Below are 25830 nucleotides of genomic sequence, written 5' to 3' on the forward strand. Positions count from 1 at the left end.
CAAACTGTACTGTAATAGAGAATAAAAACTTCTGAGCACATTCTTAGGATACCCAAAACAAATGTGGTAAAGTAGTAGAGTAAAAATTTGCTGAAACGTTTCCAATTAGTATATGAAAACGGATTTATCAAGTTTTAAAAATATTTGAAGGAGAGTTATCATTATGACTCAAGGGAAAATTACTGCATCTGCAGCAATGCTCAACGTATTGAAAACATGGGGCGTAGACACAATCTACGGTATCCCATCAGGAACACTCAGCTCATTGATGGACGCTTTGGCTGAAGACAAAGATATCCGTTTCTTGCAAGTTCGCCACGAAGAAACAGGTGCTCTTGCAGCGGTCATGCAAGCTAAATTTGGCGGCTCAATCGGGGTTGCTGTTGGTTCAGGTGGTCCAGGTGCGACTCACTTGATTAACGGTGTTTACGATGCAGCTATGGATAACACTCCATTCCTTGCTATCCTTGGATCACGTCCAGTTAACGAACTCAACATGGATGCCTTCCAAGAATTGAACCAAAACCCAATGTACAACGGTATCGCTGTTTACAACAAACGTGTCGCTTACGCTGAGCAATTGCCAAAAGTAATCGACGAAGCTTGCCGTGCTGCAGTTTCTAAAAAAGGTCCAGCTGTTGTTGAAATCCCAGTAAACTTCGGTTTCCAAGAAATCGACGAAAACTCTTACTACGGTTCAGGTTCATACGAACGTTCATTCATCGCTCCTGCTTTGAACGAAGTTGAAATTGACAAAGCAGTTGAAATCTTGAACAATGCTGAACGTCCAGTTATCTATGCTGGTTACGGTGGTGTTAAAGCAGGTGAAGTGATTACTGAATTGTCACGTAAAATCAAAGCACCAATCATCACAACTGGTAAAAACTTTGAAGCCTTTGAATGGAACTACGAAGGTTTGACAGGTTCTGCTTACCGTGTTGGTTGGAAACCAGCCAACGAAGTGGTCTTTGAAGCAGACACCGTTCTTTTCCTTGGTTCAAACTTCCCATTTGCTGAAGTTTACGAAGCCTTCAAGAACACTGAAAAATTCATCCAAGTTGATATTGACCCTTACAAACTTGGTAAACGTCATGCCCTTGATGCTTCTATTCTTGGTGATGCAGGTCAAGCAGCACAAGCCCTTCTTGACAAAGTGAACCCAGTTGAATCTACTCCATGGTGGCGTGCAAACGTTAAGAACAACCAAAACTGGCGTGATTACATGAACAAACTCGAAGGTAAAACTGAGGGTGAATTGCAATTGTACCAAGTTTACAATGCAATCAACAAACATGCTGATCAAGACGCTATCTACTCAATCGACGTAGGTGACACTACTCAAACATCTACTCGTCACCTTCACATGACACCTAAGAACATGTGGCGTACATCTCCACTCTTTGCGACAATGGGTATTGCCCTTCCTGGTGGTATCGCTGCTAAGAAAGACAATCCAGATCGCCAAGTATGGAACATCATGGGTGACGGTGCATTCAACATGTGCTACCCAGACGTTATCACAAACGTTCAATACGATCTTCCAGTTATCAACGTTGTCTTCTCAAATGGTAAATATGCCTTCATCAAGGACAAATACGAAGACACAAACAAACACTTGTTTGGTTGTGACTTCCCTAATGCTGACTATGCGAAAATCGCTGAAGCACAAGGTGCTGTAGGGTTTACAGTAGACCGTATCGAAGACATCGATGCAGTTGTTGCAGAAGCTGTGAAACTCAACAAAGAAGGTAAAACTGTTGTTATCGATGCTCGCATCACGCAACACCGTCCACTTCCAGTAGAAGTACTTGAACTCGATCCAAAACTTCATTCAGAAGAAGCCATCAAAGCCTTCAAGGAAAAATACGAAGCAGAAGAGCTTGTACCATTCCGCCTCTTCTTGGAAGAAGAAGGATTGCAATCACGCGCAATCAAATAATTTCTCTCATCGAAAATCAAAAGTAAACATTGAAGATTTTATTCTTTGATTTTCAAGAGTCGAACTTGAAAAGATCGGAGTAATCCGGTCTTTTTCTGGAGGATAGTAAATGAATTTAAATCAATTAGATATTATCGTTTCAGATGTTCCTCAAGTCTGTGCTGACTTGGAGCGTATTTTGAATAAAAAAGCCGATTATGTTGATGACAGTTTTGCTCAGTTCACGATTGGCAGTCATTGTCTTATGTTGTCAGAGAAACATTTGATTTCTTTGGAAAACTTTCAGTCAGGAATCATTCTTCACATTGAGGTTGAGGATGTAGAGCAGAACTACAAACGGTTGAAAGAGCTTGGTGCCGACATTTTACACGGTCCGGCTGTAACTGATTGGGGAACGGAATCGCTACTAGTTAAAGGCCCTGCTGGTCTAGTGATTGATTTTTATCGTATGAAGTAGGGCGCGTAGTCATTTGACGTTAACCTTAGCTATTTTTAAAACAGAAATTGAGAATGTGAATTATTAAAAGATCGGAGCAATCCGGTCTTTTTCTTATCACAAGATTGTGATAGTTTACATCTTCATAACAAAAGCTTCAAAGTCTTGATTGTTTTGAAGAAAGATTATAAAATATGATTCATAAAAATGAAAGAGGTTTTGAAAATGTCTGAAAAACAAATGAAAATTTTGGGTTGGGTAGCGACCTTCATGTCTGTTATGATGTATGTCTCTTACTTCCCACAAATCATGAACAACCTGGCTGGTCAAAAAGGCAACTTCATCCAACCCTTAGTCGCAGCCATCAACTGTAGTCTATGGGTTTATTACGGTCTTTTCAAGAAAGAAAGAGATATTCCCCTCGCGGCTGCTAATGCACCAGGTATCGTTTTTGGTCTGGTAACGGCTATCACAGCTTTGATTTAAAAAGAAGACTGGTTTCAGTCTTTTTTTCGTATATATAAAAGTAAGTTTAGTGCTATCATTATCCAGAAAGTTCAAAACCTTTTGCCTTCTTTTTAGTATAATAGAAGTAATAAATCAATCGAGGTAAAGTGATGACAGAAATACTACAATTTCCAGAAGGCTTTCTCTGGGGTGGTGCAACGGCGGCTAATCAATGTGAGGGTGCTTATAATCAAGACGGTCGTGGTCTTGCTAATGTGGATGTGGTACCGATTGGTCCAGACCGTGAGGCCATTATTACAGGTCAGAAAAAGATGTTTTCGTTTGAGGAGGGCTATTTTTACCCAGCAAAGGAAGCCATTGATATGTACCATCATTACAAGGAAGATATTGCGCTTTTTGCAGAAATGGGCTTTAAAACCTATCGACTTTCCATCGCTTGGACTCGGATTTTTCCTAAGGGAGATGAAGCAGAGCCAAATGAAGCTGGTCTAGCCTTTTATGAGGATTTGTTTAAGGAGTGCCACAAGCATGGGATCGAGCCACTGGTGACCATCACGCATTTCGATTGCCCCATGCACTTAATCAGGGAGTACGGTGGTTGGCGCAACCGTCGCATGTTGGACTTTTACGCAAATCTCTGTCGCACCCTCTTTACCCGTTACAAGGGCTTGGTCAAGTACTGGCTCACCTTCAACGAAATCAATATGATTCTGCATGCCCCCTTTTTAGGAGCTGGGATCTGTTTTGAAGAGGGGGAAAATCAAGAGCAAGTCAAATACCAAGCAGCCCACCATGAGTTAGTAGCCTCGGCTATGGCGACTAAAATTGCTCACGAAATTGATCCAGAAAACAAGGTGGGATGTATGTTGGCAGCAGGGCAATATTATCCTAACACTGCCCATCCGAGAGACTACTGGGCAGCCATGGAAGAAGACCGTAAGAGTTACTTTTTCATTGATGTTCAAGCGCGTGGGGAATACCCAAACTATGCCAAGAAGCAGTGGGAGCGTGAGGAAATTAAGATTGAAATGACGGCAGAGGATTTGGACTTGTTGAAGAATCACACTGTTGATTTTGTTTCTTTCTCTTATTATGCGAGTCGAGTGGCTTCAGGCGATCCAGAAATGACGGATCTGACAGCTGGAAATGTCTTTACCTCTATCAAAAATCCCTATCTGGAATCCTCAGAATGGGGTTGGCAGATTGACCCACTGGGGCTTCGTATCACCCTCAATGCCATCTGGGATCGTTATCAAAAGCCTATGTTCATCGTAGAAAATGGCCTCGGTGCTATGGACACGCCAGATGAAAATGGCTACGTAGCAGATGACTATCGGATTGCTTACTTAGAGGCCCATATCAAGGCTATGCGAGATGCTATTTACCAAGATGGCGTTGAATTGCTTGGTTATACGACTTGGGGTTGTATAGATCTGGTTTCAGCTGGAACAGGCGAGATGAACAAGCGCTATGGTTTTATCTATGTGGATCGTGATAATGCAGGTCAAGGAAGTCTCAAACGGAGCAAGAAGAAATCCTTCTACTGGTACAAGGATGTCATTGCCAGCAATGGTGCAAGTATTAAGTAGAGCACATTTGTTCACTATTTTTATAAAATCTTCTCCCTACTTTATAAGATGTGAAAAAGAGTTCAATTAGATCAAGCTTTTTGCTATAATGAAGTGAGAAAAATAGACAGGAGATCAAGATGTCAGAACCATTATTTTTACAATCAGTTATGCAAGAAAAAATCTGGGGTGGAACCAAGCTACGTGATGAGTTTGGCTACGACATCCCGAGTGAAAAAATAGGAGAATACTGGGCTATTTCAGCCCACCCAAATGGTGTTTCTAAAGTTGCCAATGGTCGTTTTGAGGGAACAGACCTAGCTACTTTATATGCGGAACACCGTGAGTTGTTTGGCAATCGTCCAGAACCTGTATTTCCACTGTTGACTAAGATTCTAGATGCCAACGACTGGCTCAGTGTTCAAGTTCACCCAGACGATGCCTATGGACTAGAGCATGAAGGCGAGCTCGGAAAAACAGAGTGCTGGTACATCATCGCTGCGGATGAAGGTTCAGAGATTATCTACGGTCACAATGCCAAATCAAAAGAAGAACTCCGCCAGCAAATCGAGGACAAAAACTGGGATGCGCTGTTGACAAAAGTACCAGTTAAAGCTGGAGATTTCTTCTATGTACCAAGTGGTACCATGCACGCTATCGGGGCGGGTATCTTGATTCTTGAAACCCAGCAGTCTAGTGACACTACCTACCGTGTCTATGACTTTGACCGCAAGGACGACAAGGGCAACTTGCGTGAACTTCACCTTGAAAAATCCATTGATGTTCTAAATATTGGGGAGCCTGCTAATAGCCGACCTGTGACTGTCAAAGCTGATGACCTGCGTTCTACACTCCTCGTTTCCAGCGAGTTCTTCGCAGTTTACAAGTGGGAAATCACTGGCAAAGTTGACTTTGAAAAGACAGCTGACTACAGCCTGTTCAGTGTCTTAGCTGGTCAAGGCCAACTAACTGTTGACGGGAAAAACTATCCAATCCAAAAAGGCAGCCACTTTATCCTACCAAGTGATGTCGAAGCTTGGACCTTGGAAGGTCAAGGTTTGGAATTGATTGTTAGTCATCCATAAAAAAGAAAGGGCCTGAGTTTACTACTCAAGTCCTTTTTAATTACATAAATTGGGCGATGAAAACCACAATGATGATGATTGGAATGATGAAACGAAGAAGGAAGAGCCAGACTTGGAAAAGTCCCTGTTTCCATGCTCTTTCATCGAGATGGAGTTCCTCCATAGCAAGAGCCTTTTTAAAGATATAGCCAGTAAAAAGTGACAGACAGAGGGCTCCAAATGGCATGAGGAGATTGGAAACCAAGAAGTCCATAGCGTCAAAGAAGGTCTTCCCAAAGATGTGGACATCCGACATAACACCGTAAGAAAGGGCTGAAGGAATACCAAAGATAAAGGTCAAGATCCCTAAAATAGCACTCCATTTAGCGCGCTTACTGTTGTCCTGATTGGTGATATTGCCCACATTGATTTCCAGCATCACGACAGAAGAAGTAACCGTCGCAAAGAGGAAGAGCAAGAGGAAGAGGATGTAGAAAATGGTTCCCAAAGGCATCTTGTCAAAGAGTTGAGGCAAGACGATGAAAAGGAGGCTTGGTCCCCCTTCAGACTGGATATTGAAGGCTGACATGGCTGGGAAAATGGCTAGTCCAGCCATGATGGATACTGAGATATTCATGGCTACGATGGAAATCCCTGACTGGACCAGATTGGTTTTCTTGTCCAAGTAGGAAGCATAGGTCAGCATGGCTGTAACCCCTAGTGAGAGGGCAAAGAAAGATTGTCCCAGAGCATAAAGGAGACCAGCGCTAGTTAGTTTTGAAAAGTCTGGTTTGAGGAAGTAGAGAACCCCTTCCATGGCGTTTGGCAAGCTGAGAGAGCGCCCGATGATGATAACAAAGATGATAAAGAGTAGCGGCATCATGACTTTTGAGGCTCTTTCAATCCCTTTTTGAACCCCACGTGATACAATAAAGATATTCAACAAGATAAAGGCAGCTTGTGCGCCAAGGGCAATGGCTGGATTTGAAATGATTGAAGTAAACAACTGAGCATAATCACTCGTCCCAGCAAGCTGGAACAATTTTCCAAACTCAATACCTAGATAGACTAAAATCCATCCTCCGATAACACTGTAAAAGGAGAGGAGGATAAAGAGGGCAAAGGCACCAATCCAACCGATAAAGTTGTACTTGTTATTGTTGCCTAGTTTTCCAAAGGTTTTGATAGCGGAAACGCCAGCACTACGACCTAGGGCAAATTCAGCCAGCAGGAGCGGGAAACCGATTAAAATAGTGGAAATGAGAAAGACTAGTAAAAAGCCTCCCCCACCATTAGCAGCAGTCATGTAGGGAAATTTCCAAACGGCTCCAAGTCCGATAGCTGAACCAGCAGATGCTAGGATAAAGCCTAGTTTCGAGCCCCATTGCGATTTTTCTGACATAGTTGAAACTCCAATCTCTTTTTTAAAATAAGAAAAGGCTACTTGAGTTGTCAAATAGCCCTCTCTCAATGGCTCTCTATGAGCCTTCTGTTTGATTGATAGACTTGACTATCCTATCATGTTTTCTAAGGTCTGTCAAGAAAACCATTTTCAAGTTTTCACACCTTTCTCAAAAAGTTAAAAATTTTTCTCAAAAACACTTGACTCTGACCTAAGGGGAGGAGTTATACTATTTCTTGTAAGGAGGAAATCATGTACCATATAAAAGAAGCTGCGCAGCTTTCAGGTGTCTCTGTCAAGGCCCTGCACCACTACGATAAGATAGGACTTCTGGTTCCCTTAAAGTCGGAAAATGGCTATCGAACCTACAATCAAGAGGATTTGGAACGACTTCAGGTCATTCTGTACTACAAATATCTAGGTTTTTCTTTAGAAAAAATAGCAGAGCTGTTAAAGGAAGAAAGGACAGATTTATTGCCCCATTTGACCAGACAGTTGGACTATTTGACCCAAGAAAGGCAACATCTGGATACCTTGATTTCCACCTTGCAAAAAACCATTCAAGAACAAAAAGGAGAAAGAAAAATGACGATTGAGGAAAAATTCACTGGATTCAGCTATCAAGACAATCAAAAATACCACCAAGAGGCGGTAGAGAAATATGGTCAAGAAGTCATGGATCAGGCCCTCGAGCGCCAAAAAGGCCGTGAAGACGAGGCTACGACTGCCTTTAACCAAGTCTTTCAAGCCTTGGCTCAAAATCTTCAAGCTGGTCTGCCTGCAACAGCAGCTGAAAACCAAGAGCAAGCAGCTAAGCTCTTGCAAGCCCTTCGTACTTATGGATTTGACTGCTCTATTGAGGTATTCGGTCATATCGGTAAAGGCTACGTCTACAACCCAGAGTTTAAGGAAAACATTGACAAATTTGGTTCTGGAACAGCTCAATACACATCAGATGTTATTGCAACTTACGTTCAGACAAATGCAGAATAAATAGGCTAGGAATTTCCTAGCCTATTTTTTACTTCAAATCATAAAGCCAGTCGTCACCGTCTTTGTAGTAAAAGAATTCACTGAGATTCTCTTCTAAAAAAACACGAAGCATATCAGACATATCCTCAGTAGCTAGTTTAAGATGAGATAGATTTTCAAAATCCTCCCACCAAACTTTCCCTTCGTCTGAAGACTGGAGTTCACCAGTAAAGTGTTCCGTCTTGTAAAAAAGGACGACATAACGATAATCCTTGTCATCGTACCAGTTTTTGATACCACAGAGTTGGGGTTTGGAAATGGTCAGACCAGTTTCTTCTTTCACTTCACGAATGACAGCATCGACAAAGGATTCGCCACGTTCAACATGACCACCAGGAAAAGTAATACCAGGCCAGTCAGGGCTAACTCTGTCTTGGACCAGAACCTTGTCTCCGTTTTGAATCATGCACATGTTGACAAATTCAACTGATTCTCTTCTATTCATTTTTTACAACCTTTGATATTTAATCATAATGCAGACTTCCTGCTACCCAGCCAGTACAGAGGGCAGAAGTGATGTTAAAGCCACCCGTGTGGGCATTGATATCCAGTACCTCACCAGCAAAGTGGAGCCCAGGAACGAGTTTACTTTCCAGAGTTTTGGGATTGATTTCCTTGAGACTGACACCGCCTTTAGTTACAAAGGATTTGGCAAGAGACATTTTGCCAGTCACAGGAATTTTGAGAGCCTTGATAGATTGGACAAGTTGCTCGCGTTCTTTTTCAGTTAGCTGTTTAACTTTGTCAGGATAGCCTTGCACAAAGAACTCTGCTAAACGTTCTGGAAGCAAAGTTTTCAAAGCATTTTTCAAGGATTTTTCCCGATTTTCCTCTAGAAATGCTACCAAGTCGCTCTCAGAAAGTTGAGGCAAAACATCCAGTGAAAGAACTTCTCCACCCTTGACAAAGCTGGACATACGCAGAGCAGCAGGGCCCGACAAACCAAAGTGGGTAAAGAGCAGATCGTGAGTGATGACATGCTTACCATAGCTTAAGGTCACATCGTCTAGTGAAATCCCCTGAAGCGCTTTGTGTGGAAAATCAGTCAACAAAGGACTCTCAGCAGCCTCAAGCTCAGTAATGGTATGCTTAAAATGACGGGCAATCTCATGTCCAAAACCAGTCGAACCAGTGGAAGGATAGGATTTTCCGCCAGTTGTGACAATGAGTTTATCACAAGTGAAGGTTTGGTCTGCGGACTTAAGGACAAACTGGTCGTCTATCTTTTTAACCGAAACAATTTCTGTTTGAGTAGCAACTTGACCACCGAGTTCAGTGATTTTCTTTTCTAGTGTCTCGATAATAGTCCGAGACTTATCACTAGCAGGAAAGACGCGTCCGTGGTCCTCGACCTTAAGTTTAACACCATTCTCCGTAAAAAAGTTGATGATATCGTGGTTATCAAACTGGGAAAAGACACTGTACAGAAAGCGTCCATTTCCAGGAATTCCAGCCAGAAGGTCATCTAAGCTTCCGTTGTTAGTCACATTACAACGACCACCACCCGTTCCAGCTAATTTTTTTCCGAGTTTGCGATTTTTTTCGATGAGAAGAGTTTTCTGACCATAAAAACTACTGGAAATCGTAGCCATCATGCCTGCAGGTCCACCACCGATAACAATAGTATCAAAATGTTTCATAGCTCTATTGTACCACAAAAAACAAGAGATGCTTGGCATCTCTTGTTGCTCATAATCTTAGTTGATTTCATATCCCATCAACAAACCGCCATCTTCTGCATAGAAACTGCAGAGACCAGACGTCGGGATGATTTTGATATTGGCTTGTGGGAAGGTTTCCAGCAAGCGTTCTGACAATTGCTGACAGAATTTTTCATTGCTGCGATGAGCCATGACGATACGGCCACCAGCGTAGCCAGCCTTGATGATTTCTTCATAGGCTGCTTGAAGGGATTTTTTTGGTCCACGCGCTTTTTGGAGTAGTTCTAGGGTTCCAGTTTCACTTGCTTCCCCAACCATACGGATGTTGAGGAGGCCAACGACTGTACCGATCAGCTTACTCAAACGGCCATTTTTGACTAAGTTATCAACTTTAGCAAGAACAAAGAGTAACTTCGTTTTTTTTTGGTAGGCTGTAATAGCTTCAACAATTTCTTCAAAAGAAAGTCCTTGATCAATCAAGTCATTGATTTTTTCTACAATTAGGTCAACTTCCCCACCAGCAGATAAACTATCAATCACATGAATCTGAGTGTCAGGGTGTTCTTCAAGGTAGATATTTTTAGCGAGCTGTGCACTATTATGGCTACCTGAAAGAGTACCAGTGATAGTAACGACAAAGATATGCTTAGCACCTTCAAATGCTCGCAAGTAATCATCAGGGCTAGGACAAGCTGATTTTGAAGCCTCAGAAGTCGCATACATGGTTTCCATCATGTGGTCAATGTTAAGATTGGCATCATCGATAAAGACCTGATCAGCTACTTGAATGGTTAAAGGAACACTAACAAATTCAGTATCAATAGCAGGAGTTGCCAGTTGACGATAATCACAACCAGAGTCAGCCACAATCTTCCAAGTCATAGAAATTCTCCATCTTTGTCACTTATACATTGACAAAGGTTCTGTCTTTTTTTACAATTATATCATGAAAGCCCTTGAAACAAAAGTACCACCTCTCTGTTGTCACAAGTAGAAAGAAATTGTTATGTCTGAACGTAGAATATCTGAAAAATCTCTTGAAAATCTCAGAAAATCAAATCAAGAATCCAATTTTTTAACCAGAGAAGCAATCGAGACGGCTCTTTTGCAACTTCTAGAGAAAAAGGACTTGGCAAAGATCAGTATTTCAGAATTAGTCAAGCGGGCGGGCGTCTCTCGTGCTGCCTTCTATCGTAACTATGACTCCAAAGAAGAGATTTTGGAAAGTGTTTTTAAACGCAGTGTCCATAACATTATGGAACAGTTGAGCCACTACGATGTCAAAACCGACCTTTATCTAGTCTGGGTTCACCTTTTCAGAGCAGCCAAGAAAGAAGCCAAGGTTATCCAACTTGCTCTGGACTACCATTTGGAAAAGATTTTCGTCCAAGCCATGCAGGAATTTCTAGAAAAATACCACGGAAAGTCAAAAGGTGTCAGCAGCTATCTTCATTCCTTTTGGAGTTCTGCCATCGTATCGGTTCTGCTCAAATGGATCAAGGATGGCATGAAGGTTCCGGCTGAAAAGATTGCAGATTTACGCTTGCCATTTTTCAAAAAATAGGGAATAAGGAGAAGAATTATGACAGAAAAAAGACTGGCTTGGGATGAGTACTTTGCAGCTCAGGCTTTACTGATTGCCAATCGTTCGACCTGTAAACGTGCCAAGGTGGGAGCTGTCCTCGTTAAGGACAATAAAGTCATTTCAACAGGCTACAATGGTTCCGTATCAGGAACGGAACACTGTATTGACCACGAATGTCTGGTCATTGAAGGTCACTGTGTTCGAACCCTTCACGCCGAGGTTAATGCTATTCTCCAAGGGGCTGAGCGAGGGGTTCCCAGAGGATTTACAGCCTATGTGACCCATTTCCCTTGTCTGAACTGCACCAAACAACTGCTACAAGTTGGTTGCAAGCGCGTGGTTTATATCAACCAGTACCGAATGGATGACTATGCCCAGTACCTTTATCATGAAAAAGGCACCGAGTTAACCCATTTACCATTAGAGACTGTTCAGACAGCTCTTCAAGAGGCAGATTTGATTTAAAAATTAATAAAAATAAATGGTTTAGAAAGCTTTTTAAACCGTTTTTTGATATAATAAGAAGAATAAATTGAAAGAAGGAACTCAGAAAATGGGAAAAATTGAAGTCATTAATCATCCACTCATTCAACACAAATTGTCAATCTTGCGTCGTACAGACACTTCTACAAAAGCTTTTCGTGAGCTAGTAGATGAGATTGCAATGTTGATGGGATATGAAGTACTTCGTGATCTTCCACTTGAAGACGTTGAAATTGAAACACCTATCACAAAGACCGTTCAAAAACAATTGGCTGGTAAAAAATTGGCGATTGTCCCAATTTTGCGTGCAGGTATCGGGATGGTAGATGGTCTCTTGAATCTGGTTCCAGCAGCAAAAGTTGGACACATCGGTATGTACCGTGATGAAGAAACCCTTCAACCAGTTGAATACTTGGTGAAATTGCCTGAGGATATTGACCAACGTCAAATCTTTGTCGTTGATCCAATGTTGGCAACAGGTGGCTCAGCAATCTTGGCTGTAGATTCACTTAAAAAACGTGGCGCATCCAATATCAAGTTTGTCTGCCTGGTATCTGCTCCAGAAGGTGTAAAAGCCCTTCAAGAAGCACACCCAGATGTAGAAATCTTTACTGCGGCTTTGGATGAACGCTTGAACGAACACGGTTATATCGTTCCAGGTCTTGGAGATGCTGGAGACCGCTTGTTCGGTACTAAATAAAATCCCAAAGTAAATATTGAAACTAGAAGTTTGTTTTTGACTTGAAAGGAGGTTGAGTTTTTGTTTCTGTTTAGAGAATAGAGCAAAAATTTGACCTTTTTTGACCAAAAAGATATAATAGTTCTGTATTGAAGTCGTATGACTAAGAAAATTCAACATTAAAAGGAGAAATGAATGATTCCTGTAGTTATTGAACAAACAAGCCGTGGAGAACGTTCATATGATATTTACTCACGTCTACTAAAAGATCGTATCATCATGTTGACTGGACCAGTTGAAGACAACATGGCCAATTCCGTTATTGCCCAATTGCTCTTCTTGGATGCCCAAGACAGTACAAAAGATATTTACCTTTATGTCAACACACCTGGAGGCTCTGTTTCAGCTGGTTTGGCAATCGTTGATACTATGAACTTTATCAAGGCAGATGTCCAAACCATCGTGATGGGGATGGCAGCCTCAATGGGGACTATCATTGCATCAAGTGGAGCAAAAGGCAAACGTTTCATGCTTCCAAATGCAGAGTATATGATTCACCAACCAATGGGTGGTACAGGTGGTGGTACCCAACAAACCGATATGGCAATCGCTGCAGAGCACTTGCTTAAAACTCGTAAGACTTTGGAGCAAATCCTTGCAGATAACTCTGGTAAATCAGTCGAGCAAATTCATGTAGACGCAGAACGTGATTACTGGATGAGTGCCCAAGAAACACTTGAGTATGGTTTTATTGATGAAATCATGGTCAACAATTCTTTGAGCTAACCAAGCTAAAAAGCAAACTCGACGGGGTTTGCTTTTTTTGATATAATTAGGAGAAGATTTCTTAGAAAGAGGATTTATCATGTTTGAAAAGGTCAATCGATCAGGATTAATCATCTATCTTTACTATAATCGGGATGCAAAGAAACTTCAGGAATACGGTGACATCTGTTACCATTCTAAGAAGCATCGCTACTTGCAACTCTATGTTCCAACTGAGGAGTTAGATGACTTAGTAGAGAGATTAGGTAAGGAAAGATTTATCAAGAAAATTAGGCGGTGTCACATTCAAGAGTTAGAAACTCCCTTTGTTGGGAATCTCTATCGAAATGAAGAAAACGTTATCATTTAAAAAAGTGAATAAAAAGGTTGACAATTTTCTGATAATTCGGTATATTCTTAACATACTATTTTTGAAACAACTATAAGGAGATTAAAAATGAAGAAAAAATTTGCCCTATCTTTTGTGGCTCTTGCTAGCGTAGCTCTTCTCGCTGCTTGTGGAGAGGTCAAGTCAGGAGCGTCAAATACAACTGGTAACCCAGTAGACGAAAAGACTATCAAAATCGGTTTTAACTTTGAAGAAACAGGTGCTGTAGCTGCCTATGGTACTTCTGAACAAAAAGGTGCTCAACTTGCTGTTGATGAAATCAATGCTGCAGGTGGTATCGATGGAAAACAAATCGAAGTTGTGGATAAAGATAACAAATCTGAAACTGCTGAGGCTGCCTCTGTTACAACGAACCTAGTGACCCAATCAAAAGTTACAGCTATTGTAGGACCTGCGACATCTGGTGCAACTGCTGCAGCTGTAGCCAACGCTACTCAAGCAGGGGTTCCATTGATTTCACCAAGTGCGACTCAAGATGGATTGACCAAAGGTCAAGATTACCTATTTATCGGAACATTCCAAGATAGCTTCCAAGGGAAGATTATTTCAAACTATGTGACAAACAAATTGAATGCTAAGAAGGTTGTTCTTTATACTGACAATGCTAGTGACTATGCTAAAGGTATTGCTAAATCTTTCCGCGAAACCTACAAGGGTGAGATTGTAGCAGATGAAACGTTTGTAGCAGGTGATACAGACTTCCAAGCAGCCCTTACTAAAATGAAAGGGAAAGAGTTTGACGCTATCGTTGTTCCAGGCTACTACACAGAAGCAGGTAAAATCGTAAACCAAGCCCGTGGTATGGGAATTGATAAACCAATCGTTGGTGGTGATGGATTTAACGGTGAAGAATTTGTTCAGCAAGCAACAGCTGAAAAAGCATCAAACATTTACTTCATCTCAGGATTCTCAACTACAGTTGATGTTTCTGAAAAAGCTAAAGCCTTCCTCGAAGCATACCGTGCTAAATATAATGAAGAACCTTCAACCTTCTCAGCCTTGGCTTATGACTCAGTTTACCTAGTAGCCAATGCTGCAAAAGGTGCTAAAAACTCAGGTGAGATCAAGGATAACCTTGCTAAAACAAAAGATTTTGATGGTGTAACTGGTCAAACGAGCTTTGATGCTGACCACAATACAGTGAAAACTGCTTACATGATGACCATGAACAATGGTAAAGTAGAAGCAGCAGAAGTTGTAAAACCATAACATTAGAATAGTAGTTGAAATAGGGAATGAGCCTTTGACTCACTCCCTGTTTCGGTGTTTATGAACTTGTGAAAATGATGAAAATCTTCTAAAAAATAACGATAGAAAAGAGTGAATGCTATGCTCCAACAACTTGTGAATGGTTTAATTCTGGGTAGTGTTTATGCACTTTTGGCCTTGGGTTATACCATGGTTTATGGAATTATCAAACTCATCAACTTCGCCCACGGTGATATTTATATGATAGGTGCCTTTATTGGTTACTTTTTGATTAATTCCTTCCAAATGGATTTCTTTTTAGCTTTGATTATTTCAATGGCAGGAACCGCACTACTTGGTGTTGTGATTGAATTTCTTGCCTACCGTCCTTTGCGACACTCTACACGTATTGCCGTATTGATTACTGCCATCGGAGTGTCTTTCCTACTGGAATACGGAATGGTTTATCTAGTAGGTGCCAATACTCGTGCCTTCCCTCAAGCAATTGAAACAGTCCGCTTTGACTTGGGACCAATTAGCTTGACAAATGTTCAATTGATGATTTTAGCAGTGTCTGTACTGTTGATGGTTTTATTGCAATTAATCGTCCAAAAAACAAAAATGGGGAAAGCCATGCGTGCGGTATCAGTTGATAGCGACGCAGCTCAATTGATGGGAATTAATGTAAATCGTACAATCAGCTTTACTTTTGCTTTGGGTTCAGCCCTTGCCGGTGCGGCAGGTGTCCTCATTGCCCTTTACTACAACTCTCTTGAACCTTTGATGGGCGTGACTCCAGGTCTAAAATCATTCGTTGCGGCCGTTCTTGGTGGTATCGGGATTATTCCTGGTGCAGCTTTAGGGGGATTTGTGATTGGCTTGTTGGAAACTTTTGCAACTGCCTTTGGTATGTCTGATTTCCGTGATGCCATCGTATATGGGATCTTGCTTTTGATTCTGATTATTCGTCCTGCAGGTATCCTTGGTAAGAATGTGAAAGAGAAGGTGTAAACAATGAAGACAAATCTTAAAGTAAATATTCTCTGGTTATTCCTTCTGCTAGCGGGTTATGGGTTGATTAGTGTACTGGTTTCTGCTGGTGTTCTCAATCTATTCCATGTTCAAATTTTAGAACAAATTGGGATTAATATCATCCTTGCAGTAGGTTTGAACTTAATCGTTGGTTTTTCAGGACAATTCTCACTCGGTCATGCTGGTTTTATGGCGATTGGGGCTTATGCAGCAGCGATTATTGGTTCAAAATCACCAACCTATGGTGCCTTCTTTGGAGCAATGGTCTTGGGTGCCTTGATTTCTGGTGCAGTTGCTTTGCTCGTTGGAATTCCAACACTACGCTTGAAGGGTGACTACCTAGCTGTTGCGACACTAGGTGTTTCAGAAATCATCCGTATCTTTATCATTAATGGTGGCAGTTTGACCAATGGTGCCGCTGGTATCTTGGGTATTCCAAACTTTACCAACTGGCAAATGGTGTATCTTTTTGTGGTGATCACAACTATTGCAACTCTCAACTTCCTACGTAGTCCAATCGGACGCTCTACTCTATCTGTTCGTGAGGATGAGATCGCTGCAGAGTCTGTTGGGGTAAACACTACAAAGATCAAGATTATCGCTTTTGTCTTTGGTGCCATTACAGCAAGTATTGCTGGTTCACTTCAGGCTGGTTTTATCGGATCTGTTGTGCCCAAAGATTACACCTTTATTAATTCCATCAACGTGTTGATTATTGTTGTATTTGGTGGACTTGGATCGATTACTGGTACCATCGTTTCAGCGATTGTTTTAGGAATTTTAAATATGCTCCTTCAGGATGTAGCAAGCGTACGTATGATCATCTACGCTTTGGCTCTTGTATTGGTGATGATTTTCAGACCAGGTGGACTTCTTGGGACATGGGAATTGAGTCTGTCACGTTTCTTTAAAAAATCTAAGAAGGAGGGACAAAACTAATGGCATTACTTGAAGTTAAACAGTTAACCAAACATTTTGGCGGTCTAACAGCTGTTGGAGATGTCACTCTTGAATTGAACGAGGGAGAATTGGTTGGTCTGATTGGACCAAACGGGGCAGGTAAAACAACCCTTTTCAATCTCTTGACCGGTGTTTATGAACCAAGCGAAGGTACTGTGACACTAGATGGTCATCTCCTAAATGGGAAAACTCCCTACAAGATTGCTTCACTTGGTCTCAGTCGTACCTTCCAAAATATTCGTTTGTTCAAGGACTTGACAGTTTTGGAAAATGTTTTGATTGCATTTAGCAATCATCATAAACAACATGTCCTTGCGAGCTTTCTACGCCTACCAGCTTTTTATAAGAATGAGGAAGAATTAAAAGGCAAAGCTTTGGACTTGCTGAGGATCTTTGATTTGGATAGTGATGCAGATACTCTTGCCAAGAATCTGGCCTATGGTCAACAACGTCGATTAGAAATCGTTCGTGCTCTGGCAACCGAACCTAAAATCCTCTTTTTGGATGAACCGGCAGCTGGGATGAATCCTCAAGAAACAGCTGAATTGACAGAATTGATCCGTCGTATCAAAGATGAATTTAAAATTACCATCATGCTTATCGAACACGACATGAATTTGGTTATGGAAGTCACTGAGCGTATCTATGTTCTGGAATATGGTCGCTTGATTGCTCAGGGAACTCCTGACGAAATTAAGACGAATAAACGTGTTATCGAAGCTTATCTAGGAGGTGAAGCCTAATGCCTATGTTAAAAGTTGAAAACCTCTCTGTACATTATGGTATGATTCAAGCAGTTCGTGATGTGAGTTTCGAGGTTAATGAAGGTGAAGTTGTTTCCCTTATCGGTGCCAATGGTGCTGGTAAAACAACCATTCTTCGTACCCTTTCAGGTTTGGTTCGTCCAAGTGCTGGTAAAATTCAGTTTTTAGGAAAAGAAATTCAAAAGTTGCCAGCGCAAAAAATCGTGGCAGGTGGTCTTTCACAAGTTCCTGAGGGACGCCATGTTTTCCCAGGTTTGACTGTTATGGAAAATCTAGAAATGGGAGCTTTCTTGAAGAAAAATCGTGAAGAAAATCAAGCCAACTTGAAAAAAGTCTTTTCACGTTTCCCTCGTCTGGAAGAACGCAAAAACCAAGATGCGGCAACTCTTTCAGGTGGTGAACAGCAGATGCTGGCTATGGGACGCGCTCTCATGTCTACACCTAAGCTCCTTCTCTTGGATGAGCCGTCAATGGGACTTGCCCCGATCTTTATCCAAGAAATTTTTGATATCATTCAAGATATTCAGAAGCAAGGAACAACAGTTCTCCTAATTGAACAGAACGCTAACAAGGCTCTTGCTATCTCTGACCGTGGTTATGTACTTGAAACAGGCAAGATCGTCCTATCAGGAACAGGAAAAGAACTAGCCTCATCAGAAGAAGTCAGAAAAGCATATCTAGGTGGCTAAAACAAGCCAGTGGATTGTTTTAGTCGGTGGATGAGAGTTGCGCAAGCAATTTCCCTATAGACCGGGGGACCTTTTTAGTCGGCAGATAAGGATTGCGTAAGTAATCATCCAATCCAGTGGATTGTTTTAGTCGGCGGATAAGAATTGTGCAAGCAATTCTCCTTTAGTCTGGGAGACTAGTTTAGGTTGCGGATGGAGATTGCGCAAGCAATCCCTCTATAGACCCGGGGGACCTTTTTAGTCAGCGGATAAGAATTGCGCAAGCAATTCTCCTCTGGTCTGGGAGACTAGTTTAGGTTGCGAATGGAGATTGCATAAGCAATTTCCCTATAGACCGGGGGACATTTCAATGGTTAGATGAAGATGGTCAAACAATCATCCTATAACAGGGACTTACTTTCCCAATCATCAGATGATAGAATGTTCTGGAGCTCCAACTTAGGAGCTTTTTCGTTTATAGTTGGATTTTGGAAATAGATGAAATGGTGCCTTAATTTTAACTAGATGATTTCGTGTTTGAATTGACAGTCCTTTTTGTTCATATTATAATATGAGTAAGAAAAAATTGAACAGGAGGACTGAGAAATGCTAACAGAAAAACAATTTAAACTTTTGCGTTTTATGTTGATACATAAAGAAAAGACATTTACTCAGAGACAGTTAGCTGAAGAGTTAGGTCTATCTGTAGGGACAGTTAACACACTATTGAAAAAACTGAAAGAAGAGAAGTGGCTTGATGAGGAGCTTCACTTAACAGAACTAGGTCAGAAAGTTTTAGAACCCTATCGAGTAGAAAATGCTATTATAATGGCTGCTGGCATGAGTAGTCGTTTTGCTCCTTTGTCTTATGAGATTCCAAAAGGATTGCTTCAAGTCAAGGGGGAACGCTTGATAGAGAGGGAAATCAGACAGCTGCAAGAAGCAGGAATAGAAGATATAACCATTATCGTAGGCTATCTTCAAGAAAAAATGTTCTATCTTGCAGAGAAGTTTGGTGTGAAAATTGTAGTGAATAATGATTACTACAAATACAATAACTGTTCGTCTCTTATGTTGGTTAAAGATAAACTTTCCAACACTTATATTTGTTCATCAGATAATTATTTTGTGGAAAATCCGTTTGAGCAATATATTTATAGAGGTTACTACTCGACGATTTTTGTAGAAGGTCAAACGGACGAATATTGTGCTATAGAGAATTCAAATCACACTATCGTTGATATCCAGATTGGTGGAGAAAATACTTGGGCTATGGTGGGGCACGTTTATTTTGACCGTGCATTTAGCGAGAAATTTAAGGAAATTTTAGAAACCGAGTTTAAGCACGAACCTTATCGGGAACAGCTTTGGGAGGATTATTATAGTCGGCATGTCAAGGAACTCCTTTTAGAAGCTCGTCACTATTCAGCGGATATTGTTAAAGAATTTGATTCACTAGATGAACTCCGACAATTTGATGAACGTTATTTGGTAAATGCAGACTCAGCTATTATCGATAATATCTGTAAGACATTAAAGTGTGTGGCTTCAGATATTGTCAATATCAAACCTCTAAAAGATGGGTTAACCAACACATCATTTTCATTTGACTGTCTAGGGAAAAAATATGTTTACCGTCATCCGGGCAGGGGAACGGAAAATTATATCGACCGAGCTAGTGAAGCAGCTTCTATGGAAATTGCTGCAAAATTAAAGATTGACCGTACCTTCGTAGCTATGAACAAGGATGAGGGCTGGAAGATTTCAGAATTTATTCCCAATGCTAAGCAACTGGATTATGATAATTGGGATGATGTGGCACAAGCAATGGACCTCTTGAGACGGTTACACCAATCTGGAGAAAAAACGGAACATTCCTTTGACCAATTTGAAGGAATTGATGATTTTAGAGAAAAATTGAAGGCTAGAAATCGATTCGAGTTTGATGGTCTCGAGGAATTGGATGAAACTGTTTCACTTCTCAAAAATTATTTACAGAATGAACCGAAACAGGTTGTTCTTTGTCATGGAGATTCCTATAGTCCTAATTTTTTATTGAATGAAGCAGGCGAAATGAGCTTGATTGATTGGGAATATTCTGGAATGGGAGAGCCAGCAGGAGATTTGGGAACCTTTATTGCGTGTTCCAATTATACTGTAGCAGATGCTGAAAAAGTACTGGAATTGTATCTACAAGAAGTTCCAGATAAGAAAACCAAACGTCACTACTTGGCTTATGTAGCAGTGACCTCATATTATTGGTTCTTGTGGGCTTTGTTCCAGGAGAGTGTCGGAAAACCAGTCGGTGAGTTTCTCTACATCTGGTATCGCTATACCAAACAATATGGACAACTGGCCCTTGACTTGTATTTGGAGGAAAACTAAGATGAAAACGACATCCGAAATTGAAGAATTAGTAGCAGCTGAAACAAAGAGAAGATTGGAAGAAATGGAGTCTCCAAACTACGAGTTTGTTCAACCCTTCCTAAAAAGTGATTTCATTTTAATCATCTCCATAGTCCTAATCAACCTTATTTTGATTATCTTAGCAATGACGGGAGGAATTCAATAACATGTCTAAAATGAATGACTATATCCAACAAGAAACCATAACCGGAATTGTTCCCATGACCAATAAGGATCGTCAGTATTCTTTTTGGGATCTCTTTCTATCGACAAGTGGTTTTGCCATTGCCACTTGGTGTTATACCCAAGGGGCATATGTAGCTCAATATTTGACCTTTAATCAAATGTTGATAAATATTTTTAGCTTTAACATTATCTGGGTCTTTATTGAATGTCTCCCTATTTTGTTTGCGGTTAAATATGGAATTGATTTGTGGATTTGGTTGAGAGCTGTTCTAGGAAAAAGAGGTGTAGCCCTGTTATCAACCATTATTAGCTTGGCTAACTTTGGATGGTATGCTGTTGCGGCCAATCTTTTTGCCAGTTCCATGATTCATTTGGCAAATAATTTTGGTCTTGGTTTGGACAAGGGAGTATGGGCACCTATTCTTGGTACCCTCTGTGTTCTTCTTGGAACTCTCATTGCTCTTGGAGGTCCAGAAGTGATTAAATGGACCAATCGCTTCTTGGTTATCGCCTTGTTGATTGTCGGTCTCATCATCGTTGGAATCTGCTTTGTCGCCGTTCCTATAACGGATATTATGAATATCCAGCCAGCCACTCAAGGAGATTTGACGCCATTAGAACGCTTCATGCTCTCTGGAGAAGGAAATGTTGCATTTGCCTTTTCTTGGTCTACACAAGCATTGGTTTTACCGCGTTTAGCAAAATCAGAACGCAGTGGTTATTGGGCTACAGCCTTATCATACGGAGTTGTGGCTCCATTCTTTGTTGCGACAGGTGGAGTCATGGCTCTAGCCATGTTTGTCAAAACAGGTGTTTATGAAAGTGATCCAACAACCATGCTATCAACTCTAAGCACCCCAGCCTTTGCTCTCTTAAGTCTACTACTAGTAGCCTTTGCCAATATTGGAACCCAGGGGACAGGATCGTACGTGAACTGTATGATTGTCAAAAGCGGGATGCCCAAAGTAAGCTATAGACTAATGGTTTGGATTGCCATGGTTTACGTGAGTCTACTCACTATCTGGGGAGGAGTAGAAGAGTATTTCGGATCCTTCATCTCCCTAGCCGCCTATATTCAGGGGCCAATTATTGGTATGATTGTTGTCGACTATTTTATCTTAAGAAAACGAAAACTCGACTTGCGTTCAGCCTATTTCCTTGAAGGGCATAACGCCTACGAATTTACTAAAGGATTTAACTTAGTTGGCTTGTCTTGCGTATTTATCTCCTTATTGGTAGCGGTACTATTTGTCTACAACCCTGTAACTGCACAAATTCAAAGTCCAATCTTTTTAATCACAACGGGTAGCGGATTTACTGCGCTATTTGGCGGTCTACTATATTGGCTAGCCAGTCTTAGCCCACTGAAACGTTATATGATAAAAGATCGAGACACTGTTACGATTTAAGAAGAGAGGGGACTACGGTTCCCTCTTAATTTATACTGGCATTTTATGCAAACTTCTCAGATTATTCAAAATCTTGAAAAAGAGATGAAAGCGTTTGATAGATTTTCTAAGAAAGTGTATAATAAAAGTAGCAATATAGAAGGAGAAGTCTCATGGCAGTTAAAGATTTCATGACCCGTAAGGTAGTTTATATCAGTCCAGATACGACTGTAGCACACGCAGCAGATTTGATGCGCGAGCAAGGCTTGCACCGTTTACCTGTTATCGAAAACGATCAATTAGTCGGATTGGTAACAGAAGGAACCATCGCGGAAGCCAGCCCATCTAAAGCAACAAGTCTCTCTATCTATGAGATGAATTATCTTTTGAATAAAACCAAAGTAAAAGATGTGATGATTCGAGATGTCGTGACTGTTTCTGGATATGCTAGTCTAGAAGATGCGACCTATCTGATGCTGAAAAATAAAATTGGGATATTACCAGTCGTAGACAACCATCAAGTTTATGGCGTAATTACAGATCGCGATGTCTTTCGGGCATTCTTGGAAATTGCCGGATACGGAGAAGAGGGAATCCGCGTTCGTTTTATCACAGAAAATGAAGTCGGTGTACTGGGAAAAATTGTAGCTCTAATAGTAGAAGAAAATCTAAATATCTCGCACACAGTTAACATTCCACGTAAGGATGGGAAGGTCGTCATCGAAGTTCAAATTGATGGAAAAATCGATTTGACTTCATTAAAGGATAAGTTTGAAAAAGAAGGAATTCAAGTGGAGGAGATTACTCAGACCTCTGCCAAAGTCCTTTAAACCAGAGGCTTTAAAGCCTCTTTTCTTCTGCCATCAAAAGCGGTGAAAAGCAAAATATGGAAAGAAATGAGAGATTATGGTATAATAAAACGATATGAAAAGGAGTATCTATGGACATTTCAGAAATTCGTCAAAAAATTGACGCAAATCGTGAAAAATTAGCTTCTTTTAGGGGGTCTCTTTGACCTCGAAGGCTTAGAGGAAGAGATTGCCATCTTGGAAAACAAGATGACAGAACCTGATTTTTGGAACGATAATATCGCGGCCCAAAAGACGTCGCAAGAATTAAATGAATTAAAAAACACCTACAACACCTTCCGTAAAATGGAAGAGTTGCAGGATGAAGTTGAGATTTTATTGGACTTTTTAGCAGAAGACGAGTCAGTCCATGATGAACTGGTCGAGCAGCTAACCGAGTTGGATAAGATGATGACCAATTACGAAATGACGCTTCTCTTGTCAGAACCTTATGACCATAATAATGCAATCTTGGAAATCCATCCAGGATCTGGAGGTACTGAGGCACAGGACTGGGGCGATATGTTGCTTCGTATGTATACTCGTTATGGAAATGCCAAAGGCTTTAAAGTAGAAGTTTTGGATTACCAGGCTGGTGATGAAGCAGGTATCAAGTCTGTGACCTTATCTTTTGAAGGACCTAATGCATACGGCCTACTTAAATCAGAAATGGGTGTTCACCGTTTGGTCCGTATTTCACCATTTGACTCTGCCAAACGTCGCCATACTTCATTTACATCCGTAGAGGTTATGCCTGAGTTGGATGATACCATCGAAGTGGAGATTCGTGAAGATGATATCAAAATGGATACCTTCCGTTCAGGTGGTGCTGGTGGACAAAACGTCAATAAAGTTTCAACAGGTGTGCGTTTGACACACATTCCTACAGGAACTGTCGTCCAATCAACGGTCGATCGTACCCAGTATGGAAATAGAGATCGTGCCATGAAGATGTTGCAGGCTAAGCTCTATCAGATGGAGCAAGAAAAGAAAGCTGCGGAAGTTGATTCTCTCAAAGGTGAAAAAAAAGAAATCACATGGGGAAGTCAGATCCGTTCTTATGTCTTCACACCTTATACTATGGTAAAAGATCACCGTACAAGCTTTGAAGTTGCTCAGGTAGATAAGGTGATGGATGGAGACCTTGATGGTTTTATCGATGCCTACCTCAAGTGGCGAATCAGCTAAGATAGAAAGGAACTCATATGTCAATCATTGAAATGAGAGATGTTGTCAAAAAGTATGACAATGGAACGACTGCCCTGCGTGGTGTCTCTGTCACCATTGAACCAGGAGAGTTTGCCTATATCGTAGGACCTTCTGGGGCAGGTAAGTCAACCTTTATTCGAGCTTTATACCGAGAAGTAAAGATCGAAAAAGGAAGCCTAACAGTTGCAGGCTTTAATCTAGTTAAAATTAAGAAGAAAGATATCCCGCTTCTACGTCGTAGTGTTGGGGTTGTCTTTCAAGATTACAAACTCTTGCCAAAGAAAACGGTTTATGAGAATATTGCCTACGCAATGGAAGTTATCGGAGAGAATCGCCGTAACATCAAAAAACGTGTTATGGAAGTGTTGGACCTAGTAGGTTTAAAACACAAGGTTCGTTCTTTCCCGAATGAACTCTCAGGTGGAGAACAGCAACGGATTGCGATTGCCCGTGCGATTGTCAACAATCCTAAGGTATTGATTGCTGATGAACCAACAGGAAACTTGGACCCAGATAATTCTTGGGAAATTATGAATCTGTTGGAACGCATCAATCTCCAAGGTACGACTGTCTTGATGGCGACCCACAATAGCCAGATTGTAAATACCTTGCGCCACCGTGTCATTGCCATTGAAAATGGCCGTGTCGTTCGTGACGAAGCTAAAGGAGAATATGGATACGATGATTAGTAGATTTTTTCGCCATTTATTTGAATCATTAAAAAGCTTAAAACGAAATGGCTGGATGACAGTAGCAGCAGTGAGTTCGGTTATGATTACCTTGACTCTGGTTGCCCTGTTTGCATCTGTAATTTTTAATACAGCAAAGCTGGCTACCGATATTGAAAACAATGTTCGTGTTATGGTCTACATTCGTAAGGATGTAGCGGATAACAGTGAAACGATTGAAAAAGAAGGTCAGACAGTTACCAATAATGACTACCACAAGGTCTATGATGCTTTGAAGGCGATGCCGGCTGTTAAAAGTGTTACCTTCTCAAGTAAAGAAGAGCAGTACGAAAAATTGACGGAAACAATGGGTGACGATTGGAAGGTCTTTGAAGGGGATGCAAACCCTCTCTATGATGCCTATATCGTTGATACAAATTCTCCGAGTGATGTTAAAACAGTAGCTGAAGAAGCAAAGAAAATTGAGGGAGTATCAGAAGTTCAAGATGGTGGAGCCAACACTCAACGACTTTTTGAACTAGCTTCCTTTATCCGTGTTTGGGGATTGGTTATTGCAGGGCTCTTGATTTTTATCGCAGTCTTCCTCATCTCCAATACCATTCGTATCACTATTATTTCACGTAGTCGTGAGATTCAGATCATGCGTCTTGTAGGAGCGAGAAATGGCTATATCCGTGGCCCATTCTTGCTAGAAGGTGCTTTTATTGGCTTGCTTGGCGCAGCAATTCCTTCAGTTCTTGTATTCTTTGTTTACAATATCGTTTATCAATCGGTCAATAAATCCTTGGTAGGTCAAAACTTATCGATGATTACACCAGATGTGTTTGTCCCTTTGATGACAGTTCTACTATTTGTAATCGGAATTTTCATTGGTTCAATTGGTTCAGGAATTTCCATGCGTCGATTCTTGAAAATCTAATTGGATATAAATGCAAATTGAGATAAAAACAGAAAAACAAAACATTTTTAAAGAGAAGTTTTCGTAAACTTCTCTTTTTTCT

General features: G+C 41.0%; 27 protein-coding genes. 23 read left to right on the forward strand and 4 right to left on the reverse strand.

Annotated features, from left to right (window positions below; all coding sequences use genetic code 11):
• The first annotated feature begins 163 nt into the window (after positions 1-163).
• The 5 genes from spxB to manA all read left to right on the forward strand — a co-directional run bounded on the left by spxB (position 164) and on the right by manA (position 5496).
• Complete coding sequence (gene spxB / locus PG086_RS03025) at positions 164-1939, forward strand: pyruvate oxidase (protein ID WP_167266316.1); 1776 nt, start codon at positions 164-166, stop codon at positions 1937-1939.
• 109 nt (positions 1940-2048) lie between these two features.
• Positions 2049-2396, forward strand: a complete 348-nt coding sequence (locus PG086_RS03030; protein WP_167266313.1) for a VOC family protein — start codon at positions 2049-2051, stop codon at positions 2394-2396.
• Positions 2397-2600: 204 nt separating this feature from the next.
• Complete coding sequence (locus PG086_RS03035; RefSeq protein ID WP_001291473.1) at positions 2601-2861, forward strand: SemiSWEET family transporter; 261 nt, start codon at positions 2601-2603, stop codon at positions 2859-2861.
• Positions 2862-2992: 131 nt separating this feature from the next.
• Positions 2993-4432: a 6-phospho-beta-glucosidase gene (locus PG086_RS03040; protein ID WP_167266310.1), complete on the forward strand. Its 1440-nt coding sequence runs from the start codon at positions 2993-2995 to the stop codon at positions 4430-4432.
• Between the two features lie 119 nt (positions 4433-4551).
• Entirely contained in the window at positions 4552-5496 is a 945-nt protein-coding gene (gene manA, locus PG086_RS03045; RefSeq protein ID WP_009729946.1) for a mannose-6-phosphate isomerase, class I, read from the forward strand.
• A gap of 40 nt (positions 5497-5536) precedes the next feature.
• Here manA and PG086_RS03050 read toward each other — a convergent pair whose 3' ends face one another.
• A complete protein-coding gene (locus PG086_RS03050; RefSeq protein WP_270747795.1) occupies positions 5537-6877 on the reverse strand; it encodes a sodium-dependent transporter in 1341 nt (446 codons plus the stop codon).
• 252 nt (positions 6878-7129) lie between these two features.
• On the opposite strand from PG086_RS03050, the gene PG086_RS03055 reads away from it, so the two are divergent.
• On the forward strand, positions 7130-7870 hold the full coding sequence (locus PG086_RS03055; protein ID WP_270747796.1) for a MerR family transcriptional regulator: 741 nt from the start codon (positions 7130-7132) through the stop codon (positions 7868-7870).
• A gap of 28 nt (positions 7871-7898) precedes the next feature.
• Here the strand turns inward: PG086_RS03055 and PG086_RS03060 are convergent, their stop codons facing one another.
• The 3 genes from PG086_RS03060 to PG086_RS03070 are packed head-to-tail and all read right to left on the reverse strand — an operon-like array spanning position 7899 to position 10452.
• Entirely contained in the window at positions 7899-8354 is a 456-nt protein-coding gene (locus tag PG086_RS03060; RefSeq protein WP_009729949.1) for an 8-oxo-dGTP diphosphatase, read from the reverse strand.
• Between the two features lie 19 nt (positions 8355-8373).
• Positions 8374-9549, reverse strand: coding sequence for an NAD(P)/FAD-dependent oxidoreductase (locus PG086_RS03065; RefSeq protein WP_033588896.1), 1176 nt, complete (start codon positions 9547-9549; stop codon positions 8374-8376).
• 57 nt (positions 9550-9606) lie between these two features.
• On the reverse strand, positions 9607-10452 hold the full coding sequence (locus tag PG086_RS03070; RefSeq protein ID WP_084853841.1) for a DegV family protein: 846 nt from the start codon (positions 10450-10452) through the stop codon (positions 9607-9609).
• Positions 10453-10576: 124 nt separating this feature from the next.
• On the opposite strand from PG086_RS03070, the gene PG086_RS03075 reads away from it, so the two are divergent.
• The 17 genes from PG086_RS03075 (at position 10577) to ftsX (ending at position 25748) form a co-directional block, all read left to right on the forward strand.
• Complete coding sequence (locus tag PG086_RS03075; protein WP_033584950.1) at positions 10577-11134, forward strand: TetR/AcrR family transcriptional regulator; 558 nt, start codon at positions 10577-10579, stop codon at positions 11132-11134.
• A gap of 18 nt (positions 11135-11152) precedes the next feature.
• Positions 11153-11620: a deoxycytidylate deaminase gene (locus PG086_RS03080; protein ID WP_000136990.1), complete on the forward strand. Its 468-nt coding sequence runs from the start codon at positions 11153-11155 to the stop codon at positions 11618-11620.
• Positions 11621-11708: 88 nt separating this feature from the next.
• Entirely contained in the window at positions 11709-12338 is a 630-nt protein-coding gene (upp, locus tag PG086_RS03085) for a uracil phosphoribosyltransferase (protein WP_000515972.1), read from the forward strand.
• A 174-nt stretch (positions 12339-12512) separates the two neighbouring features.
• Positions 12513-13103, forward strand: a complete 591-nt coding sequence (locus tag PG086_RS03090; RefSeq protein ID WP_000613460.1) for an ATP-dependent Clp protease proteolytic subunit — start codon at positions 12513-12515, stop codon at positions 13101-13103.
• Between the two features lie 79 nt (positions 13104-13182).
• Positions 13183-13452: a YlbG family protein gene (locus tag PG086_RS03095; RefSeq protein ID WP_000462130.1), complete on the forward strand. Its 270-nt coding sequence runs from the start codon at positions 13183-13185 to the stop codon at positions 13450-13452.
• Positions 13453-13539: 87 nt separating this feature from the next.
• Positions 13540-14700: an ABC transporter substrate-binding protein gene (locus PG086_RS03100; protein ID WP_033605915.1), complete on the forward strand. Its 1161-nt coding sequence runs from the start codon at positions 13540-13542 to the stop codon at positions 14698-14700.
• Between the two features lie 120 nt (positions 14701-14820).
• The gene (locus PG086_RS03105; RefSeq protein WP_007517552.1) at positions 14821-15690 is read left to right on the forward strand and encodes a branched-chain amino acid ABC transporter permease; all 870 of its coding nucleotides are present in this window, start codon (positions 14821-14823) and stop codon (positions 15688-15690) included.
• A 3-nt stretch (positions 15691-15693) separates the two neighbouring features.
• Positions 15694-16650, forward strand: coding sequence for a branched-chain amino acid ABC transporter permease (locus tag PG086_RS03110; RefSeq protein ID WP_000856262.1), 957 nt, complete (start codon positions 15694-15696; stop codon positions 16648-16650).
• Positions 16650-17414, forward strand: a complete 765-nt coding sequence (locus PG086_RS03115; protein ID WP_033605914.1) for an ABC transporter ATP-binding protein — start codon at positions 16650-16652, stop codon at positions 17412-17414. Before PG086_RS03110 ends, PG086_RS03115 begins: the two co-directional genes overlap by 1 nt.
• Positions 17414-18124: an ABC transporter ATP-binding protein gene (locus tag PG086_RS03120; protein ID WP_033584957.1), complete on the forward strand. Its 711-nt coding sequence runs from the start codon at positions 17414-17416 to the stop codon at positions 18122-18124. Before PG086_RS03115 ends, PG086_RS03120 begins: the two co-directional genes overlap by 1 nt.
• A gap of 585 nt (positions 18125-18709) precedes the next feature.
• Positions 18710-20488 (forward strand): phosphotransferase, encoded by a 1779-nt coding sequence (locus PG086_RS03125; protein ID WP_270747803.1) that lies wholly within the window; start codon positions 18710-18712, stop codon positions 20486-20488.
• 1 nt (position 20489) lies between these two features.
• Positions 20490-20675: a hypothetical protein gene (locus PG086_RS03130; protein ID WP_033584961.1), complete on the forward strand. Its 186-nt coding sequence runs from the start codon at positions 20490-20492 to the stop codon at positions 20673-20675.
• A 1-nt stretch (position 20676) separates the two neighbouring features.
• The gene (locus PG086_RS03135; RefSeq protein WP_270747806.1) at positions 20677-22104 is read left to right on the forward strand and encodes a cytosine permease; all 1428 of its coding nucleotides are present in this window, start codon (positions 20677-20679) and stop codon (positions 22102-22104) included.
• A gap of 152 nt (positions 22105-22256) precedes the next feature.
• The gene (locus PG086_RS03140) at positions 22257-22913 is read left to right on the forward strand and encodes a CBS domain-containing protein (RefSeq protein ID WP_000268650.1); all 657 of its coding nucleotides are present in this window, start codon (positions 22257-22259) and stop codon (positions 22911-22913) included.
• Positions 22914-23023: 110 nt separating this feature from the next.
• A protein-coding gene (prfB, locus tag PG086_RS03145) for a peptide chain release factor 2 (protein WP_142357175.1) occupies positions 23024-24119 on the forward strand; the annotation gives its coding sequence in 2 pieces (ribosomal slippage) (positions 23024-23095 and positions 23097-24119; 1095 coding nt in all).
• A gap of 17 nt (positions 24120-24136) precedes the next feature.
• Entirely contained in the window at positions 24137-24829 is a 693-nt protein-coding gene (ftsE, locus tag PG086_RS03150; RefSeq protein ID WP_000022273.1) for a cell division ATP-binding protein FtsE, read from the forward strand.
• The gene (gene ftsX / locus PG086_RS03155) at positions 24822-25748 is read left to right on the forward strand and encodes a permease-like cell division protein FtsX (RefSeq protein WP_000625557.1); all 927 of its coding nucleotides are present in this window, start codon (positions 24822-24824) and stop codon (positions 25746-25748) included. The genes ftsE and ftsX overlap by 8 nt, the downstream gene beginning before the upstream one ends.
• Positions 25749-25830 lie beyond the last annotated feature (82 nt).

The sequence above is a fragment of the Streptococcus halitosis genome (genome assembly GCF_027691175.1).
GTDB lineage: Bacteria > Bacillota > Bacilli > Lactobacillales > Streptococcaceae > Streptococcus > Streptococcus halitosis_A.